This is a genomic window from Thermocaproicibacter melissae (assembly GCF_024498295.1).
GTDB classification, from domain to species: domain Bacteria; phylum Bacillota; class Clostridia; order Oscillospirales; family Acutalibacteraceae; genus Thermocaproicibacter; species Thermocaproicibacter melissae.
Genome location: NZ_CP101827.1, coordinates 751,520 through 774,011 on the forward strand (window position 1 = coordinate 751,520; position 22,492 = coordinate 774,011).

Annotated in this window: 19 protein-coding genes; 1 reads left to right on the forward strand and 18 read right to left on the reverse strand. The window is 47.3% G+C overall.

Annotation, left to right across the window (positions count from 1 at the left end):
* Positions 1–2: 2 nt before the first annotated feature.
* From spoIIIAC to NOG13_RS03835, 6 genes are all read right to left on the reverse strand, one after another.
* Complete coding sequence (gene spoIIIAC, locus NOG13_RS03810) at positions 3–197, reverse strand: stage III sporulation protein AC (protein WP_283110950.1); 195 nt, start codon at positions 195–197, stop codon at positions 3–5.
* A gap of 17 nt (positions 198–214) precedes the next feature.
* Positions 215–706, reverse strand: a complete 492-nt coding sequence (locus NOG13_RS03815) for a stage III sporulation protein AB (protein ID WP_346347667.1) — start codon at positions 704–706, stop codon at positions 215–217.
* A complete protein-coding gene (gene spoIIIAA / locus NOG13_RS03820; protein WP_283110952.1) occupies positions 639–1,715 on the reverse strand; it encodes a stage III sporulation protein AA in 1,077 nt (358 codons plus the stop codon). Before spoIIIAA ends, NOG13_RS03815 begins: the two co-directional genes overlap by 68 nt.
* A gap of 103 nt (positions 1,716–1,818) precedes the next feature.
* Positions 1,819–4,641 carry an excinuclease ABC subunit UvrA gene (gene uvrA, locus NOG13_RS03825; protein ID WP_283110953.1) on the reverse strand — a complete coding sequence of 941 codons (2,823 nt, stop codon included), beginning with the start codon at positions 4,639–4,641 and terminating at the stop codon, positions 1,819–1,821.
* 20 nt (positions 4,642–4,661) lie between these two features.
* Positions 4,662–6,620, reverse strand: coding sequence for an excinuclease ABC subunit UvrB (gene uvrB, locus NOG13_RS03830; protein ID WP_283110954.1), 1,959 nt, complete (start codon positions 6,618–6,620; stop codon positions 4,662–4,664).
* A 2-nt stretch (positions 6,621–6,622) separates the two neighbouring features.
* Entirely contained in the window at positions 6,623–7,372 is a 750-nt protein-coding gene (locus NOG13_RS03835; RefSeq protein WP_283110955.1) for a JAB domain-containing protein, read from the reverse strand.
* Between the two features lie 217 nt (positions 7,373–7,589).
* Here NOG13_RS03835 and NOG13_RS03840 point away from each other — a divergent pair, with 217 nt between their 5' ends.
* Positions 7,590–8,549 (forward strand): RluA family pseudouridine synthase, encoded by a 960-nt coding sequence (locus NOG13_RS03840; RefSeq protein WP_283110956.1) that lies wholly within the window; start codon positions 7,590–7,592, stop codon positions 8,547–8,549.
* Positions 8,550–8,591: 42 nt separating this feature from the next.
* On the opposite strand, the gene hisE is transcribed toward NOG13_RS03840, so the two are convergent.
* The 12 genes from hisE to NOG13_RS03900 all read right to left on the reverse strand — a co-directional run bounded on the left by hisE (position 8,592) and on the right by NOG13_RS03900 (position 22,491).
* Positions 8,592–8,918, reverse strand: coding sequence for a phosphoribosyl-ATP diphosphatase (gene hisE / locus NOG13_RS03845; protein WP_283110957.1), 327 nt, complete (start codon positions 8,916–8,918; stop codon positions 8,592–8,594).
* Positions 8,911–9,264: a phosphoribosyl-AMP cyclohydrolase gene (gene hisI, locus NOG13_RS03850; RefSeq protein ID WP_283110958.1), complete on the reverse strand. Its 354-nt coding sequence runs from the start codon at positions 9,262–9,264 to the stop codon at positions 8,911–8,913. The genes hisE and hisI overlap by 8 nt, the downstream gene beginning before the upstream one ends.
* Entirely contained in the window at positions 9,254–9,988 is a 735-nt protein-coding gene (hisA, locus tag NOG13_RS03855; RefSeq protein WP_283110959.1) for a 1-(5-phosphoribosyl)-5-[(5-phosphoribosylamino)methylideneamino]imidazole-4-carboxamide isomerase, read from the reverse strand. Before hisA ends, hisI begins: the two co-directional genes overlap by 11 nt.
* A gap of 21 nt (positions 9,989–10,009) precedes the next feature.
* Positions 10,010–10,585 (reverse strand): imidazoleglycerol-phosphate dehydratase HisB, encoded by a 576-nt coding sequence (gene hisB, locus NOG13_RS03860; RefSeq protein WP_283110960.1) that lies wholly within the window; start codon positions 10,583–10,585, stop codon positions 10,010–10,012.
* 11 nt (positions 10,586–10,596) lie between these two features.
* Positions 10,597–11,652, reverse strand: coding sequence for a pyridoxal phosphate-dependent aminotransferase (locus NOG13_RS03865; RefSeq protein ID WP_283110961.1), 1,056 nt, complete (start codon positions 11,650–11,652; stop codon positions 10,597–10,599).
* A 1-nt stretch (position 11,653) separates the two neighbouring features.
* Positions 11,654–12,934 carry a histidinol dehydrogenase gene (gene hisD / locus NOG13_RS03870; RefSeq protein WP_283110962.1) on the reverse strand — a complete coding sequence of 427 codons (1,281 nt, stop codon included), beginning with the start codon at positions 12,932–12,934 and terminating at the stop codon, positions 11,654–11,656.
* Positions 12,935–12,953: 19 nt separating this feature from the next.
* The gene (hisG, locus tag NOG13_RS03875) at positions 12,954–13,592 is read right to left on the reverse strand and encodes an ATP phosphoribosyltransferase (protein WP_283110963.1); all 639 of its coding nucleotides are present in this window, start codon (positions 13,590–13,592) and stop codon (positions 12,954–12,956) included.
* The gene (gene hisZ, locus NOG13_RS03880; protein ID WP_283110964.1) at positions 13,589–14,794 is read right to left on the reverse strand and encodes an ATP phosphoribosyltransferase regulatory subunit; all 1,206 of its coding nucleotides are present in this window, start codon (positions 14,792–14,794) and stop codon (positions 13,589–13,591) included. The genes hisG and hisZ overlap by 4 nt, the downstream gene beginning before the upstream one ends.
* A 68-nt stretch (positions 14,795–14,862) precedes the next feature.
* Positions 14,863–19,200 (reverse strand): PolC-type DNA polymerase III, encoded by a 4,338-nt coding sequence (locus tag NOG13_RS03885; protein ID WP_428849326.1) that lies wholly within the window; start codon positions 19,198–19,200, stop codon positions 14,863–14,865.
* Between the two features lie 14 nt (positions 19,201–19,214).
* Complete coding sequence (ispG, locus tag NOG13_RS03890) at positions 19,215–20,255, reverse strand: flavodoxin-dependent (E)-4-hydroxy-3-methylbut-2-enyl-diphosphate synthase (protein ID WP_283110965.1); 1,041 nt, start codon at positions 20,253–20,255, stop codon at positions 19,215–19,217.
* Positions 20,256–20,257: 2 nt separating this feature from the next.
* A complete protein-coding gene (locus tag NOG13_RS03895) occupies positions 20,258–21,334 on the reverse strand; it encodes a M50 family metallopeptidase (protein ID WP_283110966.1) in 1,077 nt (358 codons plus the stop codon).
* Positions 21,331–22,491 (reverse strand): 1-deoxy-D-xylulose-5-phosphate reductoisomerase, encoded by a 1,161-nt coding sequence (locus NOG13_RS03900; protein ID WP_283110967.1) that lies wholly within the window; start codon positions 22,489–22,491, stop codon positions 21,331–21,333. The genes NOG13_RS03895 and NOG13_RS03900 overlap by 4 nt, the downstream gene beginning before the upstream one ends.
* Position 22,492 lies beyond the last annotated feature (1 nt).

Consider the following 22,492-nt stretch of genomic DNA (forward strand, 5'->3'; position numbering starts at 1 on the left):
CGTCATAGCCCAAAAACAGATTTGATTGTCTTAAACAAAGTGCTGATTTGCTGCACAAGCATCATCAAAACGACAATCAAACCAGCAAGAGTTGTCATCAATGCCTGCTCTTCGCGCCCGGAACGGATCAGCAGCTGATTAAGAACCGCAACGATAATGCCGATTGCCGCGATTTTGAAAATCAGGTCAACATCCATTTCAAATTCCTCCGTTTTCAGCAGAGCAGGATTGCGGCGGCCATTCCGCCGAAAACGCCCAGCATCAAGTATAATTTTGACTTTCTGTCCCGTTCTGACCTCGCTTCGTTTATGGCGGACACGGTTAATGTTTCGTAAAGGTTGAAATGCGCTACCTGACTTTCTGTGTCGCTTGCGCCAAAGCCGGTACCGAAGCCGTTCAACAAATCCAAATCTTTTTTGGAAAAACCCTCGTTCTTGGCGTGCTCCAAGACGGCCTTACTCCACATTTCTTGCCAGTTTCCGCAGTCGGACACATCTTGCAGATAATGAAAAAAATCAATACCTTCTCCATGCTTCTGAAGGATTGACTCCACCGGAATGGCCGAATACTGAATTTCAGCACGGGCGGAAGACAAAAAGCGCAGGAATGCTTCGAGTTTTTCTACGCGCACTGTCAATTTACGCGATTCCATATATCCCACGAGAAATCCCGCGGCTATTAGCAGCAACGCTCCCGCCAACTTCATGTAACAATTCACCCGCCATGCAAATTTCAGAAATTTCCCCCGGCTTTCCTGATCCTCGAAGAAGAACTACGTTTTGAAATGCACCGGTCTTTAATAAGGAAGCAACTTGTCTTCGACTTATCAGCTCTTCCTTCGTCCCTGCGTGAATGCTTGCGATAACGGAAACGCCTGCATTGAGGCTTTGTTCCACCGCTCGGACTTCTTCTTCTGTGCCGATTTCATCGCATATGATAAATTGCGGAGACAATGTTCTTATAGCTGTAAGAATTCCTTCGGTTTTCGGGCAGCTATCCAGAACATCGCAGCAAATGCCGATATCGTTTTGCGGGACGCCACGATAGGTACCGGCAATTTCTCCGCGCTCATCTACCACCGCAACCTTGTAGATGTTGCCGTAAAATCCGCTGGATAACTGCCTTGCAATGTCCCTTAGAATCGTTGTTTTTCCGCTCGACGGAGGCCCGGCAAGAAGAAGTCCCCCGTTCAGTGAATTTTTAAGCTCACCGAGAATTGCGTTGGCACATCCGGGAACCTCGTGTGCGATGCGTATGTTAATGGAGGAAATATCTCTCAGCCCGGAAACGGTGCCGTTTTGAAAAACAGAAGTTCCGCAGATTCCTGCTCGATGTCCTCCGCGTAGTGTTACATACCCGTTTCGGATTTCCGTGTCGTGACTATAGATGGAATTTCCGCACAGGATGCGAAAACTTTCTTCTACTTCGTTCTTACCGGTAATAACGCAATTGGGGCCAGCGGTACAAGCAATCCCTCCGCCGTTTTTCAGAAAATATATTCCTTCCGGGCAACAAAGAGTAACCGGCCTCCCTACACGAAGGCGGATTTCCTGTGCACGATTCTTGATTTCAGAAGGCAAAGCCAACAAGTGTTTTCTGACACTATCACAAACGCCTAATGACGCGGAATCAAATCTTTTTTCACCGGTTTCTTTCATTGCCTTGTCCTCTCCCTTCACAACATTCTTATGGACAAAGCAATCCGAATAGAACATAAAATTTGGACATCCCCCATTATGAAAAAAGGGCGGGCCTCCAAAAGAGGCTCGCCTAAGAAAAAACACACCGAGGTTTTTACCCGGTGTGCTTTGGCAGTGATTATTTCAGAATTTTTTTGAGATACTGGCCGGTGTATGATTCTGGTACTTGCGCGACCTGTTCCGGAGTACCGCAGGCAACGATTCTGCCTCCGCCGTTGCCGCCTTCCGGTCCGAGGTCAATCAGGTAATCTGCGGTTTTTATGAGGTCAAGATTATGCTCGATGACCACAACCGTGTTGCCGCTGTCAACGAGCTTCTGAAGAACCTCGATCAACTTATGAACGTCAGCGATATGAAGTCCGGTCGTTGGTTCATCTAAAATATAAATCGTGCGGCCGGTTGAACGTTTTCCGAGCTCCGCTGCAAGCTTGACGCGCTGAGCTTCACCGCCGGAAAGCGTTGTGGCAGGTTGTCCGATTTTAATATAGCCCAACCCGACTTCCTGAAGCGTTTTCAGACGACGTTCGATTTTGGGCACATTGGCGAAAAAGGCAAGGCCCTCTTCGACCGTCATCTCAAGAACGTCGTAGATGTTCTTCCCTTTGTATTTAATTTCAAGCGTTTCTCGATTATACCGTTTTCCTTTGCAGACCTCGCAGGGCACATAAACGTCCGGCAGGAAGTTCATTTCAATCTTGATAATTCCGTCGCCTTCGCAGGCCTCGCAACGTCCGCCCTTTACATTGAAGGAAAACCGTCCCGATGTGTACCCCCTGAGCTTTGCATCTTGCGTTGAAGCAAAAAGGGCACGAATATCATTAAACACACCGGTATAAGTAGCGGGGTTGGAACGCGGAGTACGTCCAATCGGCGACTGGTCAATCGCGATTACCTTATCGAGCGCCGAAACACCTTCGATTCTCTCAAATGCCCCGGGGTGTGTCTTGGCACCGTTCAGTTCCGCAGCAAGGTATTTGTAGAGAATTTCGTTAATAAGAGAAGATTTGCCGGAACCGGATACTCCTGTGACACACACAAAGGTTCCAAGAGGAATCTCAACATTGATGTTTTTCAGGTTATTCTGGGATGCTCCGATGATTTTGAGTTTTTTTCCGTTGCCTTTACGCCTGTGTGTTGGAATCTCAACTTTCTTCTTCCCGCTGAGATATTGTCCGGTGATGGATTCCTCACATTTGATAAGGTCTTCAACTTTTCCGCTGAACACAACTTGTCCGCCGTGAACGCCCGCACCTGGCCCGATGTCAACAATATGGTCCGATGCAAGCATCGTTTCTTCGTCATGTTCAACGACAATGACCGTATTGCCGATGTCGCGCAGATGCTTGAGCGTGGCAAGCAGTTTGGCATTGTCGCGCTGATGCAATCCGATACTTGGCTCGTCAAGAATATAAAGAACGCCTGTCAAAGAAGAACCGATCTGCGTCGCAAGGCGAATCCTCTGACTCTCGCCTCCGGACAATGTTTCGGCGGAACGGGAAAGGGTTAAATATTCAAGCCCTACGTTTTTCAGGAACGTTAGCCTGCTTTTGATTTCTTTCAGAATCAGGCGGGCAATCTGGCTTTCACGTTCTGTCAGTTTGAGGTTTTCCAAGAAGTCAAGAGCTTCGGTGATTGACATGTCACAGAACTGCGAAATATTGATTCCGCCGACCGTAACAGCCAGGCTTATAGGAGCAAGGCGTTTCCCTTTACATGCGTCACACGGAATTGCCGACATGTAGTTCTGAATCTCATCGCGAATCCAGTTGCTTTGGGTTTCATGGAAACGCCGATCAAGGTTGTTGATAATTCCTTCAAATGGGGTTTCGTAGGTGCTGTGGCCGAAACTGCTATCGCGCTCTACCTTGATTTTTTCGCCCTTTGTGCCATACAAAAGAATATCAATAATCTCAGGCGGAAGATCCTTTAAGGGTGTATCGAGCGAAAATTTGTATTTTTGGGAAAGAGCTTTCAGGTACATGGCAGCAATGGTGTTGCCTTCCATTGCCCAACCACTGGCCTTGAGACCGCCTTGATTAATGGAAAGAGATTTGTCTGGCATAATGCGGTCGGGGTCAATTTTCATAAAAACCCCAAGGCCCGAGCATTTTGGACAAGCGCCGAACGGGCTGTTGAAGGAAAACATGCGCGGTGTTAATTCCTCGATGCTGATACCATGGTCCGGGCAGGCGTAATTCTGCGAAAAGAGATGGTCTTCCCCACCTACCACACTAATAATAATCAATCCGCCTGATAAAGATGAAGCGGTTTCAATCGAATCCGCTAAGCGGGAACGAATGTCCGGATGAATGACCAGACGGTCGACGACGACTTCAATGGTATGTTTTTTGTTCTTTTCAAGAGATATTGTCTCGGACAAATCATAAAGGACGCCGTCAACGCGGACCCGAACAAAGCCGCTCCTGCGTGCGGCATCCAGTTCCTTAGTATGCTCCCCTTTTCTTGCCCGGACAACGGGTGAAAGAACCATGATTTTCGTATTTTCCGGCAAAGCTAGAACTTGGTCGACAATTTGGTCAACGGTCTGCTGTTTAATCTCACGTCCGCAGATCGGGCAGTGCGGAATTCCGATACGTGCGTAAAGCAGACGCAGGTAATCGTAAATCTCCGTAACGGTTCCCACGGTGGAACGCGGGTTTCTTGATGTTGTTTTTTGGTCAATAGAAATAGCCGGAGAAAGTCCTTCAATGTAATCCACATCCGGCTTGTTCGCCTGGCCGAGAAACTGACGTGCGTAGGAAGAGAGTGATTCCACATACCGGCGCCGCCCCTCGGCATATATGGTATCAAACGCGAGGGACGATTTACCGGACCCGGAAAGCCCGGTAAACACAATCAGCTTGTCGCGCGGCAGTTCAATATTGATATTTTTTAGGTTGTGTTCCCTTGCGCCCTTAATATATATCGTCTTTGCTGACATATTTCCCTCCGTTTTATGTGCTATTTCTGCGACTGTAATTCTTTAATTTTGTCGCGCAGATATGCCGCATGCTCGAATTCAAGCAGCTTTGCTGCATCTTTCATTTCCCGTGTTAATTGCTCAATTAGGCGTGCTTTTTCATCCGCTGAAAGCCTGCCGTGCTTCTTCTTGCCGTCTTCGCGGTGTGTCGAAATCTGAAGAATTTCTGCAACAGGTTTGACGATGGTTTTTGGAACTATGCCATGCTCTTTGTTGAAGTTAATCTGCAAAGTCCGGCGTCGTTCTGTCTCTCGAATGGCAGCTTCCATAGATGGCGTAACGGAATCTGCGTACATAATTACCTTGCCATTTGCATTACGCGCCGCACGCCCGATTGTCTGAATCAGCGAGCGCTCGCTGCGCAGGAACCCCTCCTTGTCCGCATCCAAAATGGCAACCAACGAAACTTCCGGAATATCCAGACCTTCGCGAAGCAAGTTAATTCCCACAAGAACATCGAATTCGCCCAGACGAAGGTCGCGGATGATTTCCATACGTTCAACGGTGTCAATATCATAATGCATATACCGAACGCGAATCCCCATGCTTTCGAGATAAGCGGTAAGGTCTTCCGCCATCTTTTTCGTCAGAGTGGTTACGAGGACACGTTCGTTTTTTGCGGAACGGATGTTGATTTCAGAAATCAAGTCGTCAATCTGGCCGTCGGTTGGCTTTACGATGACTTCAGGGTCGACCAGACCGGTTGGCCGAATGACCTGCTCAACGACCTGCGCAGATTTTTGCAATTCAAAATCGCCCGGTGTTGCGCTGACAAAAATGACTTGGTTGATGTGTTGATAAAACTCGTCGAAACTCAGCGGGCGGTTGTCATAAGCGGATGGCAGGCGGAAACCGTACTGAACAAGGGTATCCTTCCTTGCGCGGTCACCTGCATACATGGAACGCACCTGCGGCAGCGTTACATGGGATTCATCCACAAACATCAGGAAATCTTTTGGGAAGTAATCGAGCAAGGTAAACGGAGAGCTTCCGGGCGCTCTCCCCGAAAGGATGCGCGAATAGTTCTCGATGCCCTTACAGAACCCGACTTCCAAAAGCATTTCCATGTCATAGCGGGTACGTTCCTCGATGCGCTGCGCTTCAATCAATTTCCCCTGGCTTTTGAACCATGCGACGCGCTCTTCCATCTCTTTCTCGATTTCCCGAACGGCCTTTTCCATCTTTTCGCGTGGAACAATATAGTGGGATGCCGGGTAAATTGCAATATGTTTCAAGTCGGCAACAACTTTTCCGGTCACGGGGTCAAACTCGCTGATGCGGTCAATTTCGTCCCCGAAGAATTCGACGCGAACCGCGTGCTCACTGGACTGAACCGGGAAAATCTCAACTACGTCGCCGCGGACACGGAATTTGTTTCGGGTAAAGTTGATATCGTTGCGTTCATATTGGATTTCAACCAGCTTTTTCAGAAGCTCGTCCCGATTCTTTTTCATCCCGGGACGAAGGCTAATAACCATGGTGCGGTAGTCGATTGGGTCGCCGAGACTGTAAATGCACGAAACGCTCGCCACAATAATCACATCACGCCGCTCGGACAAAGCAGACGTCGCGGAGTGGCGCAGTTTATCAATTTCATCATTAATGGCGGAATCCTTTTCAATATAAGTATCCGTCGTAGGGATGTAGGCTTCCGGCTGGTAATAATCGTAATAGCTTACGAAATACTCAACAGCATTTTCCGGGAAAAATTCACGGAATTCTGAGCAAAGCTGGGCTGCCAGAGTCTTGTTATGGGCCAGCACAAGTGTGGGGCGGTTCATTTGGGCAATGATGTTTGCCATGGTAAAAGTTTTTCCGGAGCCCGTTACACCAAGCATTGTCTGCTCTTTATAGCCGGCCTGAAGACCCTTTACCAGCTCTCTAATTGCTTTGGGCTGATCGCCCGTCGGTTTGTATTTGGAAACAAGCTTAAAATCCATTTTTACTCCATATCCAGTTCCTGATTAAAAAGTTCCGGCATTATTTTACTCTTTGCCAATGAGATATAATTATTGCTTCCCACAATGATATGGTCAATCAACTGCACTTCTATTGTTTCGAGAGCATGATAAACCCATCGAGTTGTATCCAAATCCTGCTTGGATGGAAGGCACTCCCCGCTTGGATGGTTATGCGCAAGGATTGCATAAACAGCATCATAGCGGGAGGCAAGGCTGACAATTTTCTTAATGTAAATATTTGCGGCTGTTGCATTTCCTTCGCTCACAACATCGCAGTATAGGATACGCTCTCTGCTGTCAAGAAGCATGAGCATGACGGATTCGTTTTTCCGCCCGATATATTTCTTAACAAACAGCTTCCCCGCTTCTTCATAATCAAATATTGCCATTTGCCCGTTTTCAAGGTCTTCTTCATATCTGCGGCAAAGCTGAGGAATCATTTTTATGAGAATTGCTGCGGAACGACCGATTCCGTCCACTTTCAAAAGTTCTTCAAACGGTGCATCAAAGACTGCAGAAAGCGACCCAAACTGACGAATCAGCCGGTGTGCAAGGGCGTTTGTGTCTTTCTGCGGTATTGCGTAATAAAGGAGCAATTCCAAAACTGAGTGAGACGAAAATGAATCCAGGCCCGTTTTTAAAAACAATTCTTTTACGCGTTCTCGGTGGCCGGCATGCACGGAGAGCTTTCCTTGCTCCTCTTTTCCAGGCGAATATCCTTTTTTACTCAAGGCAGGAATTCCTCCTATGAAAATCATTTCCCGGAAAGAAAGCGCTTTTACAATGTGAGGCTGAACAACTAAGTTTTACATTTTATTATAAACGATTTATGAATCTTTGAAAAGCCTTTTCCCTTTTCCAAAAACCGTTACGATGCTATAATATAACTTGCCCGATTGATATGCCTTCGAGTGAGGAATCATCGAAGAGAAAGGAACCTCAGCACCTATGATGACTGTAACAATAGGAGAAAACGACGCGGGACAGCGTCTCGATAAATTTTTGACAAAAACATTTCCCAATATGCCCCAATCAATGATGTACAAATGCATCCGGAAAAAAGATATCAAATGTAATGGCAAGCGCTGCGAGATTTCTACTCGTCTGAAAGTCGGCGATGTGCTTACCATGTACATGAAAGACGAGTTTTTCCAGACGCAGCCCAAGGAATATGATTTTTTGAAAGCACCGCAGAATCTTACCATTCTTTATGAAGATGAAAATATCATGATTCTCGATAAGAAGCCAGGACTCATCGTTCATCCGGATGAGCATTATGAGTTTGATTCGCTGATTGCGCGGGTTCAGCATTACCTCTACGCAAAAAAAGAATATGATCCCGAAGCGGAAAATTCGTTTGCACCAGCACTGATAAACCGAATTGACCGAAATACCGGCGGAATTGTAATGGCAGCGAAAAATGCAGAGACACTGCGTATTATGAATCAAAAAGTGAAGGATCGGGAGCTTGAAAAGTTGTATCTCTGCGTTGTCTGCGGCAAAATGGAGCAAAAATGTGCGACCCTAAAAGCATATCTTTCCAAGAATGAAAAGCAGAACCGTGTCTATATTTCTCAGCGGCCCTCCAAAGATGCAAAAACCATTATAACCCGTTATCGGGTATTGGCTGAAAAAAGCAAGTTTTCCCTTCTTGAGGTTGAATTATTGACAGGCCGGACGCATCAAATCCGTGCCCACCTTGCCTCAATCGGTCACCCGCTTGCGGGAGACGGGAAATACGGCAAGAATTCCATTAACAAGCAATCCGGTTTTCCCTACCAAGCGCTGTATTCTTATAAACTAAAGTTCAAATTCACGACGGATGCAGGTATGTTGAATTATCTGAACGGAAAGGAATTTGAAGCGAAAAACATTTGGTTCCTTCCGGAATTCTATCGGTTTTCATAAAAAGAGCCGAGGCTGTTTTGGAAAGGCCTCGGCATTTTCATTTTATGTATTTTTATCAACTACATGAAACTTCTTGAGATTCCCCTGCTTTTTGCTTCTCTTTTCCAATTCGGCTTTTATATCTTCCGGTGTAATTCCCTCATTTACCATCAGAACCGTTAGATGATACAGAAGGTCGGAAATTTCAAGAACTGTTTCGCTGTTGTTCTTGTTCTTTGCGGCGATAATGACTTCGCTACATTCTTCCCCGCATTTTTTCAGAATCTTATCCAAGCCCTGCTCAAACAGATAGCAGGTGTAGGACCCTTCTTTCTTTTCACTCTTTCTGTTCAGAACGGTTTGGTAGAGTTCATCTAAAACATCAGTCATCTTTGTTCCTCCAAATCTCTTCAAAAAAGCAGCTGTGGTGGCCTGTATGGCAGGCTGCGCCGGTCTGTTTCACTTGAACAAGTATTGTGTCACTGTCACAGTCTCCCATAATGCGGATTACTTTCTGAAAATGACCGGATGTTGCGCCTTTGTTCCATAACTCTTGCCGTGACCTGCTCCAGAACCAAGTGTAGCCGGTTTCCAATGTCTTTTGAAAGGATTCCCGGTTCATATAAGCCAGCATCAGAACCTCACCGGTTCCTTCTTCCTGGACGATTGCCGGCAGAAGTTCTGATTTTTGAAAGAATTTATCTGCCAAGGCATTATACTTTACATCAGATTCCATTCGTTTCCCTTCTTTTGCAAAAACGAATCGCGCTTTGCAGGTTGAGGCTACCGCTATAAATCGCTTTGCCGCAAATTGCACCGTAAATATCCAAATCAAGCAGATTAACAATGTCTTTCATATTTGCCACGCCACCGCTTGCGATAATGTTGCAGCTCACAGCGTGGTTGAGTTCGTCAAGCATATCCAGATTTGGGCCGGAGAGAGTGCCATCTAAGTTTATATCTGTAAAGATTATATACTTTACGCCAGCTTGTTCCATTTCTTTCGCCAAATCCAGATAATTGACATTCGATGTTTTCAGCCAGCCATTCTGAGCGACCATGCCATTTTTGGCGTCAATGCCGACAACGATTCGGTCATCGTACTTTTTTACGGCTTCGCGCACAAAAGCCGGGTTGTCAACTGATACGGAGCCAAGAATCACACGGGAGATTCCGTTCGAGAGGTAATATTCTATTGTATCCATGGAACGGATGCCGCCGCCGACTTCAAGCTTTAAGCCGGATTCCTTTTGAATCCGAAAAATCAGTTCGGAATTTTTCGGCATCCCATCTTTGGCACCGTCCAAGTCAACAACATGAACCCAATCGGCACCGCACTTGCGGAAAGATTTCGCAGCTTCAACGGCATCTTCTGCTACCTGATGGGCGGTAGAATAATCGCCTCGAAGCAGTCTCACGCACTTGTTGTCTTTAATATCAATTGCAGGTATCAGCAGCATAGTGATGCCCTCCAATCTTCATCAAAGGATGCCTTTTGTCGAAAGTACACCGCCGCCGGAAATCGTTACCGCAGAGCGGATAGCACGAGCGGCAGATTTAAATAGCGCTTCTGTCTGATGATGTGCATTTGTTCCATATTCCACACGAGCATGCATCGTAAAACCAGCCTGAAATGCAAAAGCTCTGAAAAATTCTTCCGTCATGCAAGTATCGTATTCCCCTATACGGTCTTGCGCGAAATCAGCGTGGAAAACAAGGAAAGGCCTTCCGCTGATATCCACTGCTGTAAAAGCAAGCGATTCATCCATTGGAACATAAGAGCTGCCGAAGCGAGCAATTCCGGAACGATCTCCAAGGGCTTCGGCGAACGCTTTGCCTAATACAATTCCGGTATCCTCTATGGTGTGGTGGCAGTCTACATTCAGGTCTCCGACCGCCTTTACTGTCAGGCCAAAACCACCATGGACTGCAAAGGAATTCAGCATGTGGTCGAAAAAGCCGATTCCGGTAGAAATACTGCTTTCTCCTCCATCGAGGTTCAAGCTGACGGAAACGTCGGTTTCGCGCGTCGTGCGCTTTTGAACAGAAGTGCGCATTTTTATCGCTCCTATTCTTTCAGTGCCTTTTCAAAAGCACTGAGCAATTCCTCGTTTTCGGTCTCACTTCCTGCTGTGATGCGCAGAAAACCATCGAAACAACGAATGGCAATTCCGTCTTTCAGAAGCTTTTGATAAATAGAAGTGCATTCCGGTGTTTTTACGGTGACGAAATTCGTAACAGGTTTCAGTACCCTCATTCTTCCCAGATTTTTCTCTTCTATTTTCTTCAAGCCGCTGAACAGTTCATCCCTTGACTTACAAATTTTCTGCCGGCAGAAGGCAAGCCAATCTTTTCTCTTTAAAATTTCAGCACCGATTTTCTGGGAAATAGAATTGACGTTATAGGGCGACTTAACTGCTTTTAAGAACCGAATCAGATTTACGTTGGATACAGCAAAGCCAAGGCGTAAAGATGCCGCACCAATCGCTTTGGAACATGTGCGTAGAATAATCAGGTTATCATATTGATTGACTTCCGAAAGCATGGACTGATCCCAGAAATCCATGTACGCTTCATCGAGAACAACAAGGGCATTAACTGACGAAACCAGTTTTCGGATTTCTTCGCGCTTGACGCCGAGAGAAGTCGGGTTACACGGATTGGAAAAAATCAGCATGCGAGCCTTGTTTTTGTTTACGAAATCAATCAGATCATCAATACTAAACGAAAAGTCGTCTCTCTTTTTGAATTCTTTATTCTGCCCTTCCGCAATGCCGCAGTAAAAGCTGTACATCGAAAAATCCGGTGACAACGTAACTGCGCACTCACCTTTCATCAAAAAGGAAGAGAAAAGCAGAGAAATCAGTTCGTCCGAACCATTTCCGGCTACAACATTTTCGACATTGACATTATATGCTTTCGCAAATGCCTCACAAAGCTCCTGTGCAATCGGGTCAGGGTAACGCTGGAACGCTACGGAAACAGCATCTTTCTGGATGGCTTTCAGAATCTCATTCTCCGGAACAAGAAACGATTCATTGGCATCCAGCCGAATGCGGTAATTTCCCGTAATCGGCTGATACGGAACAAGCTCTCGGATTTTTTCGTTTACTTCATAAGCCATGTTATTCCCTCACCTTTATGGAATTTGCATGGGCGGTCAGACCTTCTGCGTTTGCCAGAGTGATAATATCTTCTTGTGCCTCGGCGAGCGCTTCTTTTGTGTAATACAGAAAACTCGACTTCTTCACGAAGCTGTCAACAGAAAGCGGCGAGAAGAAACGAGCAGTACCGCCCGTTGGCAGAACATGGTTCGGGCCTGCATAGTAATCTCCGAGAGGTTCCGGCGCGTAATGACCTAAAAAAACGGAACCGGCATTATCAATGCGCCCAATGTAATCCATTGGATTTTCCGTGCAGATTTCAAGATGCTCGGGAGCAAGTTCATTTGCAAAATTCACTGCTTCATCCATGCTGCTGCACACGACAATCGCACCGAAGTTATCGAGTGACTGCGTAATAATATCTTTACGCTCCAGCGAAGATTTCTGACGCTCCAGCTCCTTGAGTGTTTCTTCTGCGATTTTTTCCGAAGTGGTGAGCAGAATGGCAGAAGCTAAAACATCATGTTCTGCCTGAGACATCAGGTCAGCAGCGAGGAATTTCGGATTTGCCGTTTCATCGGCTAGAATCAGAATTTCGCTTGGGCCTGCCACCATATCGATGCCAACTGTTCCGTAAAGCTGCTTCTTTGCAGTTGCAACGAAAATATTTCCAGGCCCTACGATTTTGTCGACTGCGGGGATGGTTTCGGTTCCGAATGCCATGGCCGCAATGGCCTGTGCTCCGCCTACCTGAAAGACGCGGTCAACTCCGGCTTCAACTGCTGCAGCCATAATGGCCGGATTTGGTTTTCCGTCTTTTGAAGGAGGTGTTGCCATGATGATTTCCCCAACGCCGGCAATTTTCGCAGGGATTGCGTTCATAAGTACCGAAGAAGGGTATGCGGCAGTTCCGCCCGGCACATAAATCCCTACGCGAGACAGCCCACGGATCCTCTGCCCCAGCATGACGCCGTTTTCGCGGGTTTCAAACCAGCTTTGCTGTTTCTGACGTTCGTGGAATTCACGGATATTCTGTGCGGCGCGATGCAATGCACCGAGAAATTCTTCTCCGCATTGCGCGGCAAGGCTTATCATCTGCTCTTTTGAAAGTTCTATTGTTTCCGGAACGGAACCGTCAAACTTCTTTGTGTATTCGGCTACCGCACGGTCGCCCTCTTCCCGAACTTTGGCGATAATTTCTGATACGGAGGATTCAATCTGTGCAGTTGCTTTGTTGGAGCGCTTTTTCAACTGAGCAATCAGTTCAGGACCGAATCCTTCCTTCTCTTTCAAAATCTGCATACTGTAACCTCTTTCCCCGTCAGGCTTCCTTGTGGACTACCCTTTTCATCTGGTTTACAAGTTCCTCAATTTCGTCTTTGCGAAGTTTCATGCTGGCTGCATTGACAATCAGTCTGGCTGAAATATCACAAACAGTATCAATAACCTCAAGGCCGTTTTCCTTCAAGGTCGAACCGGTTTCTACGATGTCGACAATCGCATCGGAAAGGCCGAGCAACGGAGCGAGCTCCACCGAGCCTTCAATTTTAATAATTCGTACGTCCATTGCTTTGCCGCTAAAATACTCCGCCGTCACATTGGGGTATTTTGAGGCAACCGTTCTCGAAGAATATCCCGTGAAAAAGTCGCAGCCCTTTGGCCCTGCCAAGGCAAAACGGCATTTTCCAAAACCAAGGTCAAGCACTTCGTAAAAGCTGCCGCCGTGTTCCATGATGGTATCTTTTCCGACTACGCCTAGGTCACAAACACCATGCTCAACATATGTAATTACGTCGGCGGCTTTGGCAAGCACGACTTCGTATTTTCCGTTGTCCACCGGCAAAATCAGCTTGCGCCCTTTATTTCTAACAGCAGAACAATCGCAGCCAATCTTTTCGAGCAAATCAATCGTTTTTTCTTCCAGTCTTCCCTTTGTGAGGGCAATTCTGAGCGGCCTCATAATTTCCTTCCCTTCAGGTCAACCGTGCGGATGGTTTCCCCCACGATGTCCAAACGTTCAATTCCTGCTTTCAAAGCATAAGCAGCAGCTTCGTTTTCCGAAGAAAACACACTGGTTTCGCATTTTTTCCCTTCTGCGATGAGCTGAGAGGCATAATGAAGCGCCTTGGTTTCATAGCCTGGTTCTCCGTGCACCAACAGCTCAGCTTTTTGTGGGAAACTGATTCGCTGCCGCTGGGAAAGAGTCTGCGCAATCGCGTCTACGTTGACACCGAATCCCACAGCGGGCATCGGCATTCCAAAATGGCTGAGAAGGTTATTATATCGGCCACCGAGAAGTACGGCGTCACCGTATTCCTCGACATATGCACTGAAAACGATTCCTGTGTAATAATCGTTTCGCTGCACAAGCCCAAGGTCTACAATCAAGCTGCTTCCAAGGCCGTATTCAGCGAGGGAGCGATAGATTCCGTGCAAATAATCAAGAGTGTTTTTCAAGTCACCGGTACAGAATTTCTCGGCCTGCTGAAAAACTTCCTCCCCGCCGAAAAGACGAGGCAATGAGCAAAGGGCCCGTACTGCATCGCTTTCTTCAAGCGGAGCGAGCAAAGACTGCAAAGCCGCGTCATTCTTCGACTCGATTGCGGCACGGATATCTTCCCTTGTCTCATCCGAAACCGGGAGAGAAGTGGAAAGAGCCTGAAAAAATCCGGCGTGCCCGATTTCAAGGCGAAAACCGGGCATGCACTTGCTCAATGATTCGACGGCAATTGCCAGAACTTCAAGGTCAGGCCGAAATCCATCGGCACCGAGAAGTTCAATTCCCATTTGCAGATTTTCATTGATACGTCCGCTTAAACCTGGGTTATTGCGGCAAACCGGTTGGTTATAAAATAACCGAATCGGTTTCGGAAGATTCTGAAGCCTCGTTGCAGTAAGCCTGGCAATGGAAATCGTGTTGTCAGGCCGCATTACAAGAAGGCGCCCGAGCCGATCGGTCATTTTATACATGATTTCCTGCGGAATTCCGGAAAAATCGGGGTCATAAACATCATAGAATTCAAATCCCGGTGTCATGACTTCCCGATAGCAATGGCCTTCAAATACATCAGAAAGCTGTTTTTGAATTTTGCGGCGAAGCGTACATTCTTCAAAAAGATAGTCCTTTGTTCCTTCCGGTGTAATGCGGCTGTTTTTTTTCATGCGAGGTACTCCTGTCAGCAAGCACTTTATCGTGCTAACATAATACCATAATAAAATATCCTTGTCAATCAGAACAACGTCATTTGGCTGCTTTCCGGGAGACCGTCAAGCACACCGGCCGCAGCCAGTGTTTCAATTACGGATTTTGAGACATTTGTGCGTTCGCGAAGATCTTGAATGGAAAGGATTTTCCCTTTCTTTCTGGCCTCTGCGAGACTTTTCGCGGCAGCTTCGCCGATTCCCGCCAAAGACATGAACGGAAGTCTAATTTTTTGATCTTCCACGATAAATTTTTTTGCTTCGGATTTATAGAGGTCAACCGGCAGAACCTCTATTCCGCGGGCAAGCATTTCGTTGACAATCTGTAAAGTTGCGTAGGCGGCCTCGTCTTTCGCAGTGGCATCTTTTCCCTTCATGCTGATTTCGTTCATTCTGCGGCGCACGGCCTCTCGGCCTTGCATGACAAGAGCACCGTCAAAATCTTCTCCGCGGACCGTAAAGTAGGCCGCATAATATTCCACGGGGCGATGTACTTTATACCAGCCGAGGCGCAGGGTGGAAATCATATAGGCGGCAGCATGTGCCTTTGGGAACATGTATTTAATTTTCATACAAGAATCAATGTACCACTGGGGTACACCATGGTCCTTCATCGCCTGAATATAGTCTGCGGTCAATTTTGTTGGAGCTTTTCCTTTTCGGACAATTTCCATGATTTTAAATGCCATCTTCGGCTCCAAACCTTTGTGCAGCAAATACGTCATAATGCTGTCGCGTGTTCCGATAACTTCCGAAATGGTGCAGGTTCCGTTTTTAATTAATTCCTGCGCATTGCCAAGCCATACGTCCGTTCCGTGCGACAAACCCGAAACCTGCAGCAGGTCGGAAAATGTTTTTGGCTTGGAATCAACCAGCATTTGGCGAACAAAATTCGTACCGACTTCCGGCAAGGAGAAAGTACCGGTGGGAGAATCAATGTCCTCCGGCTTGACGCCGAGCGCTTCCGTTGATCGGAAAAGGGACATGACCTCCGGGTCACTCATGGAAACGTTCATCACCGGTATTCCAGTGTAGTCTTCAAGGTAGCGATAAATTGTCGGAACATCATGGCCGAGTTCGTCAAGTTTACAAATCGTGTCATGAATGGAATGGAAGTCGAAATGGGTTGTGATACTGTCGGAAGTTGCATCGTTGGCGGGGTGCTGAACTGGGCAGAAATCATAGATTTCCATTCCCTTGGGCACAACAACCATGCCACCCGGGTGCTGACCGGTTGTGCGTTTTACGCCGGTGCAACCCATAGCAAGACGCAGTTCCTCCGCACGGTGCAGAACGATGCCCTTCTCTTCCTCATATTTTTTTACAAAACCGATTGCAGTCTTATCCGCAACCGTTGCAATCGTTCCTGCTTTGAAAACGTTGTCTTTTCCGAAAAGCGTCTCTGTGTAGCGATGTGCACTAGATTGATATTCACCAGAAAAGTTCAAGTCAATATCCGGTGTTTTATCTCCGTCAAAGCCGAGGAACGTTTCAAACGGAATCGTGTGGCCATCGCGGTTGTAATCCGTCCCGCAGACAGGGCATTTTTTGGGCGGAAGGTCAAAACCGCTTCCATAACTGCCGTCCGTTATAAATTCACTGTGCTTGCATTTTGGGCAGACATAATGGGGTTCAAGCGGATTAACCTCAGAAATTCCAGCCAGATTGGCGACAAAAGAAGAACCGACAGAACCACGCGAACCAACGAGATATCCATGTTTGACGGAATCGGCCACAAGTTTCTGCGCTGTCATGTAAAGAATGGAAAAACCGTGCTTTGTGATGGAATCAAGTTCTCGTTCAAGCCGCTTCTGAACAATCTCCGGAAGCGGGTCGCCGTATATCTCCTTAGCCCGCGTCCAGACAATATTCGTCAGCTGTTCCTCGGCGCCTTCAATGAACGGCGGGAAGGTACCGTCCGGAATCGGCTTGAGCTGTTCAACCATGTCTGCAATTAAATTGGTATTCTTGACAACGACTTCGTAGGCTTTCTCTTTTCCGAGATAAGAAAACTCCTCAAGCATTTCGTTTGTGGTACGGAAATAGAGCGGTGCCTGTTCATCAGTGTCTTTGTAACCTAGACCGGCCATGAGGATTTTGCGGTATGCCCCGTCTTTCGGGTCCATGAAATGAACATCGCATGTTGCGACGACCGGTTTATTCAGTTTTTCACCAAGGCGAACGATGGTGCGGTTAAATTCACGGAGTTTCTCTTCGTCGGGTACCATGCCTTCCCGTATCATGAATTCATTGTTTCCAAGGGGCTGGATCTCAAGATAATCGTAAAAGGACGCGATTTCACAAAGCCGCTGCCAAGGCTGCCCCTCATAAATAGCCTCATAGAGCTCACCTGCTTGGCAGGCGCTGCCGATTAAGAGTCCTTCACGAAGCCGCATCAGTTCTGTTTTCGGAATACGCGGATTCCGATAAAAATAGTCTAAATGCGACTTTGAAATTAATTTATAGAGATTCTTCAAGCCAACCCGGTTCTTTGCCAAGACAATCATGTGGTAGGATTTGATTTTCTTTACATCACCGCCGGCCAGCGACGTGTTGATTTCGGAAATTCTCTTTGCGCCGGTATCTTCTGCTGTGCGCTGGAGCAGACAAAGAAAAATCTTTGCCAGAATTGCGGCATCGTCGCAGGCACGGTGATGATGGAAATCTTCGAGCTTCAGAAATTTGGCAACAGTGTCCAGCTTATAGTTCTTAATTCCCTTCAGCAGAGAGCGGCACATTGGAATTGTATCAATATATGTATTCTTGAATTCCATTCCATGCCTTAAGGCAGCGGTGCGTATGAAGGAAGTATCAAAATCCGCGTTGTGTGCAATCAGGACGGCGTTTTCCCCGCAAAAATCAAAGAAAGATCGAAGGGCTTCTTCTTCGCTGGGAGCATCTTTCACCATTTCATCCGTAATGCCGGTCAGCTCAGTGATTTTGGCAGGAATCGGACGTTCTGGATTTACGAAAGTATCGAAGGAATCCCTCACCTCTCCATTTACAATCCTTACTGCACCGATTTCCGTAATTCTGTCGCTGTTCGGGCTGAGGCCGGTCGTTTCAATATCGAAAGCAATGAATTCGTCCTGGAAAGTCTTGTCGGTTTCCCCTTTTACGGCAGGAACAAGGTCATTGACAAAATAGGCTTCCATGCCGTAGATAACTTTGATGGGTTTGCCTTTTTTCGCCATTTCGGCAGCGGCATTCATTGCATCGGGGAATGCCTGCGCAACGCCGTGGTCCGTAATTGCCACGGCAGGATGTCCCCATTGCGCCGCGCGTTTGACAAGATCACTTGCGGAATTGACGCCATCCATCGAGGACATGCTTGTGTGCATATGTAGCTCCACACGTTTTTCCGGCGCGGTGTCTTCAACTTTTAATTGTTCCACAGTGGCTATGCCGCGAGGCCGAAGAACAATTTCATGGTCATATTTATCATACTCGACATCGCCGCGGACAAGGATTGTCGAGCCAACTGTGAGCGTATCTAAGGTTTTACATTGATTGACCATTTCTATGATCTTCAAGGTGATGGATCCGGTATAATCGGTAATGTTAATCGAATAGATTTTCCGCTGCTTGTCCCTTGTTTCTTTTTGGTCTACGGAAAAAATCTCTCCCCAAACCATAACGCTTCCGATATCCGGCGTTATGGTAGAAAGAGCAACCGGTTTTCCCTTTCCGATATGCCCGAAAATCTCTCTTGCTGTTTCGGGGACTATGCAAGGCATGAGAGTATCGCCACTGCGAATGCTGATTGTCTTTCTAGGAGCTTGCTTCAGGCTTGCTTCATGTTCCTCAACCATTTTCACAACAGCTTGGCGGCGCTTCTTTTCCTCCGTTTGCTTCATGCGTTCGATGTGAACAGGATTTGTCTCGTCAATTGCCAAAACACCGTCAAAACGTACCGGCAGCTTGATACCGAATTCATCATAAATCAGGTTGGAAAGAATGTGATCTGCATGCTTTGAAAGCAAAAACTCGCCCCCACCGTGGTGCAGGGAAATAACCAGTGCACCGTTCTCCAACCGGGGAGACGAGTCTTTCAATGTTCCGTTGATGCTTGCTTCACGACGCTTTAATTCCAGCACGAGGTTGGGGTAATAATCCAGTGAAAAGCACTCGGCAGGATACTCAGGAGAAATAACCGCACGGCTCAGGCGAAGCTGTTTGCATGCGGCAACCTGATTTTCAAGTTTATACAGAGTTTCACGTTCTACAGGCGAAGAAAACCTGATTTTAACCGATAATACCCTGTTTTCGGAGTCAATTTGGATTTTCCGGACTTCCCCGCTGGAAATCAGCGGTGGAAAGCCAGACATATCTATGTACGGACTGAAAAATTCCCCGAATGTTTTCAATGGTACGTCTCCCTTTACAAATGATTGATTTCTTCCATTAGGCAGTCAATCAGTTTTTCTTCCGGGACGCGGCGAACAATCTGCCCCTTTTTGAATATTAAGCCGCATCCGTCTCCGCCGGCTATGCCCACATCGGCCTCTCGCGCTTCACCGGGTCCATTGACAGCGCAGCCCATGACAGCAACCGTAATGTTTTTGCGGCAATTAGCCAAACGTTTTTCCACTTCGGAAGCAATCGCAATCAGGTCAATCTTTGTGCGACCGCAGGTTGGGCAGGAAACGATTTTAACACCGCCGCGCAGGCCCAGAATTTTGAGCAAGTCAATTCCCGCTTCCACTTCTTTCACGGGGTCTGCAGTCAGAGAAACGCGAATCGTATCGCCGATACCGCTGCGAAGCAACGAGCCGATGCCGAGGGCAGATTTCATAATTCCGATTCTTTCGGTTCCGGCTTCTGTCACGCCAAGATGCAGCGGGTAATCACACTTTTCCGCTACGATTTCATTTGCTCGAATCATCGTTTCTACGTTGGAAGACTTGATAGAAATGACAATATCCGTAAAATCGAACTTCTCAAGCAAAGAAGCGTGGTACAGCGCGCTTTCGGCTAAAGCATCCGGCGTAGGCCCGCCGTATTTTTCTAAAAACTGCTTCTGAACGGAGCCGGAGTTTACTCCGATTCGGATTGGAATATGCCTTGCTCGGCAGGCCTCGGCAACAGCCTTCACTCGGTCGTCGGAACCGATGTTTCCGGGGTTGATGCGAATCGCATCAACCCCGGCGTCAGCTGCTGCAAGAGCAAGCCTGTAATCGAAATGAATATCCGCAACCAGCGGAATGGAAACAGCTTCTTTAATGGCAGGAATCAAGGCAACGGCTTCTTCATTCGGAATCGCCGCACGAAGAATATCACAGCCGGCCTCGGCAAGTTCTTTCGCCTGCTGAACGCTTTTTTCCAATTGGCTGGCGGGCACATTCAGCATAGACTGTACCGTGATGGGTGCTCCTCCGCCCATGGGAACATTTCCAACCATTATCCGTTTTGATTTTCTCATTGCTATCCTCCGAGGCCCTTTCCGGTTACAAGTCTAAGTATATCGCTGTAAGTTACGATGAGCATAAGGCACATCAACAAAGCAAAACCGACCGTCTCAACAACTGCGACATATTTTTCCTGAATCGGTTTCCGGCGAATTGCTTCAACGATGAACAAGAACAGTTTGCCGCCGTCAAGTGCCGGAAAAGGAATTAGATTGAAAATACCAAGGTTGATGGTAAACAGCATCATTACATAAATCACATTATTTAGGCCTGCAAGGAAGCTCTCCTTTAGACCGGATGTAATAACCTGCCCTACCGCGTCTGCTGCCCCGACAGGTCCGGCCATATCGTTAAAGCCGAATTTCCCTGTAATCAGGCTGATGAGGCTGTACCACACGAGACGAACAACAGACACAGTGTCCTGAAAGGTTTTCGTCAGCAAAGTTCCGAAATTTTTCTCAATGGGTTCCACATAAAAATCCAAAGAAACGATCGTCTTTCCGTCAATTGTCTGATTGTTCAGCTTAACATCGTTGAAGGCCACTTCTTTCCCGTCACGGCGGACAACAATATCTACCGAAGAAGGGTTTGCAGTCGCCAGCGCAAAACTAAGGTCTCTGTCGCCGTAAATGCGGTAATGGTCCACAGAAACGAAGGTGTCGCCTTCTTTCAAGCCGGCGGCCTGAAATGCAGAATTCTTTGCGAAAGCAGCAACGGTTGTAGAATTGAACGCAGATTCTTGGCTCAGAAGAATCATCATTAAGACAAGCCCGAGGACGATGTTCATAACCGCGCCCATGACGACGACAAGCATGCGCTTCCAGACCGATTTCTTGTAGAAAGAACGCTCGTCATCACTGTCGCCGTTTTCGCCTTCCATTGCGCAGAAACCGCCAATCGGCAGAAGACGAAGCGCGTATTTTGTTTCTCCGCGCTGAAAATGGAACAATGTCGGGCCCATACCGATTGAAAATTCATTTACACGGATTCCGCACAATTTTGCGGTGAAAAAGTGCCCGAATTCATGAATGAAAATCATCAATCCGAACAGCAGAACAGCAATTATAATCAACAGGACCTTAATGACAATCACCTCATACAGCCGGATACTTTAAGCACATAGCGCCGTGCTTCAGCATCAGCGTTCAGAATATCATCAACAGACACATCTCCTGCCACGTCAGGCTGGTGTTGCGCCGCATCAGAAACAAGTTCCCCAATGTCCGTAAAAGAAATCTTATGCTCCAGAAATAAGCGCACGGCAACTTCGTTTGCGCCATTTGCTGCTGCCGGGGCAAGACCACCCCTTTGCATCGCGTTTCTGCATGCGCGCAAACAGCGAAACGTTTCCTCGTCTGCCCGTGCGAAGGTCAGGGTCGCGTATTCAGCGAGATCAAGCTGTTTAACCGGCGAAACATAGCGTTCCGGCCAGGTAATCGCATATTGAATCGGAATTCTCATATCCGGTACGCCCAATTGAGCAATGACGGAATTATCCACATACTCAATCAGTGAATGCACAACGCTTTCCCTTTGAACAAGCACATCAATTTTTGAGGCCGGCAAATCAAACAACCAAGAGGCCTCCATAATTTCAAGGCCTTTGTTCATCATGGTAGCAGAGTCAATTGTAACTTTCGGACCCATATTCCAGTTTGGATGCCGCAAAGCCTGTTCGGGAGTGACCTGCTTGAGCTGCTCAGTGCTCCATCCAAAAAAAGGCCCTCCTGAGGCCGTTAGAATAATGCGTTTTAATATTTTTTTATCTGGGCACCCCTGAAGGCATTGAAAGATTGCCGAGTGCTCGCTGTCAACCGGCAGAATTTTTACTCCGGCAGCCTTCGCCGCTTTCATCACAATTGCGCCGCCGGCGACAAGAGTTTCTTTGTTTGCGAGCGCAATGTCTTTTTTTGCAGCAATCGCAGCCAGCGTGGGCTGAAGGCCGATTAGGCCTACGACGGAATTGCAGATAAGGTCTGCCTTACTGTAAGAAGCCGCTTCGCAAAGCCCTTCCATTCCAGAAACAACGCGAACCGGCAAATCTGCTACTGCGATTTTCAAATCGCGCGCAGCCGATTCATCAAAGACAGCTGCAAGATCCGGCTTGAACTCCCGTATTTGTTTCTCCAGGAGGCGTATATTCCGATTAGCGGCGACCGCACACACCTTAAGACCGAGTTTACGGGCAACGTCCAAGGTTTGTGTTCCGATGGAACCGGTCGACCCTAAAACAGAAAGAAATCTTTTCATT